6 protein-coding genes are annotated in these 8,496 nt (G+C 38.0%); all 6 read right to left on the reverse strand.

Annotation, left to right across the window (positions count from 1 at the left end):
• The coding region (locus ACQR30_RS00925; RefSeq protein ID WP_429729958.1) for a hypothetical protein at positions 1-276 on the reverse strand (276 nt) is incomplete at its 3' end.
• Positions 277-321: 45 nt separating this feature from the next.
• Positions 322-1,959: a RagB/SusD family nutrient uptake outer membrane protein gene (locus ACQR30_RS00930; RefSeq protein ID WP_429729961.1), complete on the reverse strand. Its 1,638-nt coding sequence runs from the start codon at positions 1,957-1,959 to the stop codon at positions 322-324.
• Between the two features lie 58 nt (positions 1,960-2,017).
• Positions 2,018-5,524: a SusC/RagA family TonB-linked outer membrane protein gene (locus ACQR30_RS00935; protein WP_429729964.1), complete on the reverse strand. Its 3,507-nt coding sequence runs from the start codon at positions 5,522-5,524 to the stop codon at positions 2,018-2,020.
• Positions 5,525-5,683: 159 nt separating this feature from the next.
• Positions 5,684-6,925: a FecR family protein gene (locus ACQR30_RS00940; RefSeq protein WP_429729966.1), complete on the reverse strand. Its 1,242-nt coding sequence runs from the start codon at positions 6,923-6,925 to the stop codon at positions 5,684-5,686.
• 100 nt (positions 6,926-7,025) lie between these two features.
• Positions 7,026-7,628 (reverse strand): RNA polymerase sigma factor, encoded by a 603-nt coding sequence (locus ACQR30_RS00945; protein WP_429729969.1) that lies wholly within the window; start codon positions 7,626-7,628, stop codon positions 7,026-7,028.
• Positions 7,629-8,053: 425 nt separating this feature from the next.
• Complete coding sequence (locus ACQR30_RS00950) at positions 8,054-8,461, reverse strand: DEAD/DEAH box helicase (protein ID WP_429729972.1); 408 nt, start codon at positions 8,459-8,461, stop codon at positions 8,054-8,056.
• Between the last annotated feature and the right edge of the window lie 35 nt (positions 8,462-8,496).

The following is an 8,496-nucleotide window of genomic DNA, read 5'->3' on the forward strand; positions in this document are numbered from 1 at the left end:
AGCAGGAGAAGCGATACCAGCCGTATCTGCTTTATAATGGGCTATTGCATCATAACTGCGTACAAATGCAGAATGAAATTGAACCGGAAATTTCAACAATGCCGTCTGCGTTCTGCTTACCGTTACCTTCGTATTATTCCAAGGTAAAAACCCTAAATAATAATAATTGTCATATTGAGGCAGACCGTTTGGATAATCTACCTTATTGCAGGAACTTATTGTAATGCCCGCAATAACAGAAAAGATAATAATATATAAAAATGATTTATTTTTCATTGAATCATGATTTTTGTAAATAAATAAAAGTATACCGTCCCCATTTTACCAATTGGGATTTTGAGTTACATTTCCTTTGCTTAAAGAGATTTCATTTAAAGGAACCGGATATAAATAATCCTTGTCCGCCTTAAAGGCTCTTTTTGCCGCCGGTTCTACAATCAATAAGCTATCTGCATTCAGATTAAGGTCAGAAGCTTTTGTGTCCGGCCATTCGCTAGCGATAAATTTTGCGCCCAAAATACCCTTTGGCATCAGCGTTTCAGCCGTTTTCCAACGGATGACATCATCATATCTAAAGCCTTCCAGTGCTAGTTCAACGGTTCTTTCCCTTCTGATTTCCGTGCGCATATCCAGATTATTTGCGATTACAAATGGATTGGTCAACTGCGGCATATTTACTCTGTCACGAATTTTATTAATAGATTTATCCAGATCGGCATCAGAGATTGATCCGCTTATTTCATATTTTGCCTCCGCATATATTAGCAGGACTTCCGCATATCTTATCAAAGCTTTGTCAACCGTAGCCTTCCCGAGATTATCCCAATCCGCTTGGTTGTAACCTTTTCTGCATGCATAACCCGTTCTTTGCGCTGTAGTGGTAGGCACCCAAGTTCCTTTGTAGGCAGTATCTCCAATTTCGTACACTGTCATATTTAATCTTGGGTCACGATTCGCAAAGAATGCATTGTAACTCGATTCCGGTTCAGTCAATGGCGATTGTCCCCAGGGCAACCCATCGGTACATAAATAATTTACCAACAAATTTCTTGTAGGTGCAAAGCGACCATTTTCCATATTTCTGGAATTGTCGTGTGTAACAATAGGATTGACGTCGGTTCCATCCACAATGGCGTTGGAGCCATATACTTTCACAAATACATTTTCCTTATTTTGCGGTCCGTCTCCTTCGTGTTGAAACATATTTGCATAACTATTAAATAATCCGTAATAGTTTTCGTTCATTACTGAAGTCGCGGCGTCTGCAGCTATCTGCAAATCGACACTTGCATCTTCGTCTGTACCATGAAACTTCGCGAATGTTCCTTCATATAGAGCCGCTCTTGCTTTAAGCGCCAATGCTGCTCCCTGTGTCACTCTTCCATAATCCGCAGCCGGTAAGTTCGCCGCCCGAGGAAGCCATTTTGCCGCATAATCAAGGTCGGAAAAAATAGTATCCATTACTATTGCCCGACTCGTTCTTGGCATCAATAATTCCGGATCATTTACATCTAAAGTTTTTGTTACCAACGGAACGTCGCCATATTTTTCCACCAGTTGCAAATAATAATAAGCTCTGAAAAATCTGGCTTCCCCAAAATATCTGTTTCGGACAGATTCAGCAACATTGACCGCACGAAGTCCTTTTTCCAAAATATTATTAGCCGTAAATATATTATCGTAAGGTGAACTCCAGTCATTGCTTGTACTTGGAACAGATCTACTGCCGTTACTTATTTGATCTCCCGTATTTCCAAAGGAATCATCCGCCCTGTTATCGATTCCGTAACCAGCCAGTTGATTATATAATCTATTACAAGCTTCTTGTAAATCGCTCTCTGTATTCCAGAAATTAGCATCGGAAAAGTCTGTTTCCGGCACTCTGTTTAGCTTCATACAACTGCTCAAAAACAATAAAGCTGCGAGCATAATGTAAGGCAACTTATTTAATTTATTCATTATTATGACTTTTATAATTTTTGATTTCTATCTAATGTAAAAACATACTTTTTACTATTTAGAAAGTAAGATTCAGACCAAAAGCGACCACCCTGTAAAAGGGATAAGCAGAGGCAGAAACGCCATCCGGTACTTCCGGATCGAATACAGGTAATACTTTGGTACTTTCCCATAAGTCTTGCCCCGAAAAATAGATTCTGAGCCTTTGAATATATTTTTTATTAATCGGAATCGAATAACCAAATTGTATATTTTTTAATCGGATGTAACTTCCGTTTTGTACCCATTTGTCTGAAGGTTCAAAATCAAAATTAGAACTTTGATATTCTCTGGGAAAAAGGGCATTTCTATTATCCGGAGTCCACCTGTCCATCATTATAGACCAGGGAAGGTTAGATGTGGCATTTAATGGATTCAAAGTACTGGCATCAATCAAAAAACTCCTCTTGCCCGTACCTTGCAAAAATAAAGAAAGATCGAAGTTTTTCCAGTTTACACCGAGATTTAATCCAAATGTATACCGCGCATTTGTGGTACCTAAATTGACCAAATCGCCCGGATCCTCTGGCGTACCACCACCTGCATCTATTTTCTTATTCCCATCGAGGTCTAAATATTTCACATCACCCGGACCAACATTAGCATCGTTAAAAGACTGAACACCATAGGCCGCATAATCACCCGGCTGTTGATAATACCCGTCTGTTTTGTAGCCCCAAATAGTATTCAAAGGATATCCTTCCAAAAGTTTAACTGTACCACCGGCGCCAATAGAATTTTGCCCGTCGTACTTAATTAATTTGTTCTGATTGTCAGAAATATTGAAAGCAACTGAATAAGAACCATTTCTAAAATTGTCTTTCCATTGCGCATCAAATTCCCAGCCCCAACTTTTCAGCTCTCCAACATTACTACTGGAAACGTTTACACCAATGATGGATGGCACCTGTAAGGTTGCCAACATGTTTTTATTCTTTTTAATATAATAGTCTGCAGTAACGTTCAGGTGATTTTTTATAAAACCCATATCTAAACCTACATCAGATGTTTGTACAATTTCCCATGTTTTGCTTGGAGAGGCCAGTGTATTTTGATAAATATATTGTGCTTTCTGATCATTGAAATCTAAGGCAGTACCGCTGCTCAACAAAGGAATATAATCATATAAACCCAGAACAGCGCCATTGCCTAATTGACCCCAAGAAGCTCTCAACTTTAAGCTGGAAATAAAATTAAGTCTGTCTTGCATAAAGCCTTCCTTCTTGATATTCCATCCGGCAGAAAAAGAAGGAAACGCACCCCACCTGTTCTCCGGCGCCAGCCTGGAACTGCCATCCACACGCAAGTTGGCTTCAAACAGATACTTTTCTTTATAATCATAATTTAATCTTCCAAAATAGGAACCCATAGCCCAGGTCTTTATAGAATCTGCATTCGTTTTGGTCAGCAAATCAGCATAGTTAAAGCTGAAAAAATCGTTCGTAATCATGGAAGTAGCAGATGCAGAAAACTCATCTTTGCGATAGTCTTCATAGGAAGTCCCGACCAAAAGCTTAAAGTGGTGCTTTTCGTTGATACTAAGCGCATAATTTAAATAAGCCTGTAAGTTATTATCGTAACCTTTATTTTTAGTTTTGCTAAGGGAGTTAGGTACATTGGCACTAAAACGGATCGTATTAGTAGAACGTCCGTACCAATATAGACTTCTTTTTTCTGTTTGAGAATTATAATAATCCTGTGCTCTTCCAGCAACGATATTTAAAGTAAGGCCTTTGATTAAGTCGTGAATTTTAAGGTTCGCCTGCCCGTTGAAAACTTCGTAATTGTTATCTGTTTCCCCCGAGTTTTTCTCTATATCAACCGGGTTGACCTGCAAGTCTCCGTTGTAAATTGCACCTGTGGTATCTTCTGCAGGAACATATAAAGATTGTCGCGTTCTAATTCGATATAATCTTTCCACAATATTGCCATCGCCGTATGAATTTTGTTTAATAAACGATCCGGCATAACTAGCCCTAACAGACAAATCAACGTATTTGTTTATTTCACTGTTGATATTTAATCTTAGATTATACCTGTCATTACCGTCCGGGCCATACTTTAATATGCCTTGACGCGAATAATAACCAGCCGAAAGTAAATAGTTTAATTTTTTATCCCCTTGGCTAACGGACAAAGAGTAGTTTTGACTTGGGTTGTATTTATTCATCCCCTCCTGCACCCAGTTGATATTATCGTAATAGTCCCAACGGTCTTGTCCAGAAATATTCGGACGATAATCGAAGTTTGGATTTGCAAGCCATTGATCTTGTTCGTCCGTAAATTCTTTTTTACCGGTTGCATTAAATCTGGCCTCATCAATTAATGTTTGCTCGTCCCAGGAATTTAAACGCTGTGGTTGTCTTGCCGTAATATCTACACCATAATAACTATTAAAATTGATGCGCGTCTGACCTATATTGCCTTTTTTGGTCGTTACCAACACGACACCCGCAGCAGCTCTTGCTCCATAAATTGCCGCAGCAGCTGCATCTTTTAATATAGAAATCGAAGCAATGTCATCGGGATTCAATAAGGTCAAATCTCCTTCGAGACCATCAATTAGTACCAATGGATCTGTTGCGTTGGCAGAAGAAAAACCTCTTATCCTTAGAGAATAACCTTCACCTCCCGGCTGTCCGCTACTTCTGGTAACGGTAATACCCGGCAAGGCCCCTTGAAGTGCAGCTAACGCATTGGGTACCGGTCTGTTCACCAGCTCATCACCACTTATTGTAGCCACCGCTCCGGTCAGATCTACTTTTTTTTGAGTACCGTATCCCACAACAATAACAGAATCTAAATTTTGGATTTTAGGCAGGAGCCTAATTGTTCGGGATTCATTTTCCTTTAGCTCAGCTTCTTTAATTTCATAACCAACATTGGAGAAGACCAAAATGGCACTGGAAGTTGGCGTGACTATATCAAAAATACCGTCTGCATCCGTCACAACCGAATTTTTTGTACCCTTTACAGTAACAACCACGCCCACCATCGGCAGACCATTCTCATTTAAAACTCTACCTTTCAAATGGCGGTCTGCCACGGAAACGATGGGATGTAAATTATAATTATCCGCCGCTTTCTTTTTCGCTCTGGAAACAATAATTGTCTTGTCTTCAATAGCATAATTTAAACCATCAGATTTAAGTATTCTATCTAAGAAAGAAGTTAACGGCTCACTCTTTACACTTAATGTAAGAGGTTTTGCGTCTTTCATAAATTGATAATCACAAAATACCACATAGCCGGTCTGACGCTCAATAGCATTGAAAATTTTGTCGAGTGTGGCAGACTTCGCCGAGAAAGTAATTACCTGAGAAGTCACTTTTGCCGACGCGCTTAGCATAAAGGCAATTAAAAGAAATGTAGTCAGCTTCATTGCTAACAAGGCTTTTTTTAATAATAAAGAACGCTTAATTTGTCTGGTTTTGTGTAGATCAAAAACAAATGTTTGTAATCTGCGCGATAAATGGGACACAATTATTTTATGTGTGCCAATACCAAATACTGCTTTGAATTGCATACTTTTGTACAAGTTTTGGGTGAAACGATGAATTATCCAGTTTTACTGGAATAGTTTTGAAGTTTAAGCTACCTGAAATAATAGCCGGGAAAGGACGCCAATCTTCTTCTCGGTTTTTATTTTTTAGTGTAATTGTGCTACATAATATTTGCGGTTTATTTATTTTGAAACGATTATTTTATTTCCGTCAATTTTAAAATTTACATTCACTTTTTGTAAAGCCAAAAGCACTTGTGACAAGTAAAGGCTCTTCTGCATTTTCCCCCAGAAATGTCTATTTGGAATATCGCCATTATAAACAACATCAACATCATACCACCTGGACAATTCCTGCATTACCTCTTTTAAATCGGCATTATTGAAATTGAATAAACCATTTTTCCAAGCAATAGCATCTTCAACATCTACGTTCTTAATTTCAATTTTATTAAATGGACTTTCCTTTATTTTTGCTTGCATACCCGGTTTTATTTGAGCAAAGTCTGCAGCATCCTTTGCCCAAACTTTTACAGATCCCTCCAAAAGAGTCGTCTTTATACCTTTTAGCCCGGAATAGGCATTGATATTAAAATGCGTTCCTAGAACTTCCACTGTTGCCAATTCACTCTTCTCGTCAGTAGGTTGAATATGCACGATAAAAGGAACTCTTTCTTTGGTATTTTTCTGATAAAGCTTAGCCACTTCAAAATAGGCCTCACCTGATATTTTCACCTCTCTCTTGTTGATATTAAATTGAACCGGAAAAGAAATAGAAGATTCCGCATTTAGCCAAACGTTTGTACCATCGGGAAGTTGCAACTTGAACGTTCTGCCCCGTGGTGTCGACATGGTATTAAGGCCTACTGCTTTGGCTAATAAAGACTTCCCTTGCTGCGTGTAAATTATTTTTCCTTTTTTAAGTAAAACATTTACACCATTTTGCCTGGCCAACACTTCATTTTTGTTGCTTTGGCTATCGATTAATATTTGACTGCCGTCGGCCAATGTAAGTACTGCTCCGCCTTTACCAGGCGCGATATCATGCTTTGTATGGCTTAAAACCGTTCTATTTGCTGATGGAGCCAAAGTACCCGAAAAAGAACGAAGAGTGTATCTTAAAGAAATGAATAATAAAAAGATGGCAGCCACAGCAGCGACTAAGCGATAAATTTTTATTTGCCTTTTTTTAGTAGCGACCATTCTGTTCTTTTCCAAAATTGTTTTAAGAATCTCGTCCGAATCAGCTTCATTAAGCTTTTCGGCGGATACAAAATGATTCCAACTTTGCTCTATTGCCTGGGAAACAGTTTCATTGTCAAGCAAAAGTAATAATTGAGACAATTCTTTTCTTTCGGCTTCGCTACAATGATTGCTCAAGTAACAGTTTACCAGGTAAGCCAATCTACTTTCGTCGTTATCCATACAATTTGAACAAGTTTAATCCTGAAAAATATCAGGGCGCTAACAATTCTGTATGTATAACGATTTAAAAAGCAGAAGTACCCAGTCCACGTTAAAAAAGTTAAGAAAAAAATAAGAAAAAGATAAGTGGGAGTAAAATATTGAGTTCAAATGAAGAATCAAAAGACTTTCTGAGGCTGTCTAATGCCCGGCTAAAATGATTTTCTACCGTAGAGACGGATAATCCCAAAGAATTGGCAATTTCTCCATATTTCAAGCCTTTATCTCTGTGCAAAATATAAACTTCGCGCTGCCTCGGAGGCAGGTTTTGTATAGATCGATTAATTTTAGCTTCCAGCTCTTTGTACAAAATTGCCGCATCGGCAGTTCCTTTCTCTTTATTATATTCGCCGATCTTTAAAGAGTTTAACATGAGCGTATTTTTTGAAAACCTTCTCATATTATCAATAGCAAAATTGTGTATCATTCTATAAAGATAACTCACGAAAATCTCCTTGCCAGTAAATTTCTTTTGAGACTCCCATATTTTAAAAAATACGTCTTGGACCAAATCTTTTGCCTCTTCCTGTGAACCAGAAAGCTGAAAGGCAAAACCGTATAGCTTATCTTTATATCTATTGTACAATTCTGTAAATGCTAATTCATCGCCATTTGCAATCATTTGCAATAATACAGAATCAGCGATAAATGAGTAGTCTGGCATGCCAAGAAGCTATTACAGTTAAAAAAATGTGAAACAAAACTAAAATAAAAACTTAAAGTAACAAGTTTTATTTAGCCGATTTTAATCCAAATAGCCGCGCGGCGCTTTTTCCTTACATTATCCAAAAGTTTGAATAACGCAAGAGAGGGAAGAATACGCAATATATAAGTCAAACCAAAAGCGTCCGGCCAATCAGGCAAAGACCTTCTTGAATTTATTTTATAGCAGCGTTCGCTGAATTTTGATTTTAGGTTGTTCAGTTAACTATCCCATGTACAGAGCGAAGGTTATGAGCAAACTCTGTTAGTCCCAGGAATAAAGAAAAATAAGAAGGAAAATGGCTGTAACATATCGAAAGGCAACAAATGCGTCGATGCACTTCGGGGTGAACTTATCAAAAGGAGGACGAGTGGATCAGTGAAAGGTCAATTCGGAAATTCTTTGCCAAATATCTGTGTTGCAACCTCTGCTACTTTTTTCTTTTTTTCTTCGGGAGAACCTTGAGAAGCCATAGTGGCTGAAGTACCAATAAAAATTAGATCATTTTCCGAAAGAGCCTGAATTCTTCGGTTTAATAAACTTACATCAGCTCCTTGTTTTCCTCTGTAGGTGTGGAGTTCGTCATAAACTATATATTTGAGATTTTTAAGCATTGAATCCCTTAACCATTTTTCAGACTGTCTGGTCATTATTAGCTCCAGCATCATATAATTGGTTAAAAGAATGTCAGGTTCGTCATTTTTTATTTCTTCTCTGATATTTCCAGACTCTTGTCCAGTATATTGGGCGAATGTGATAGGGAAATCATCACCATAAACACTGTCTTTCTTCATTATTTTAATTTTCGAAATTTTTAGGAACGGTTATC

Source organism: Arachidicoccus sp. (assembly GCF_050436765.1).
In the GTDB taxonomy this organism is placed as follows: Bacteria; Bacteroidota; Bacteroidia; order Chitinophagales; family Chitinophagaceae; genus Arachidicoccus.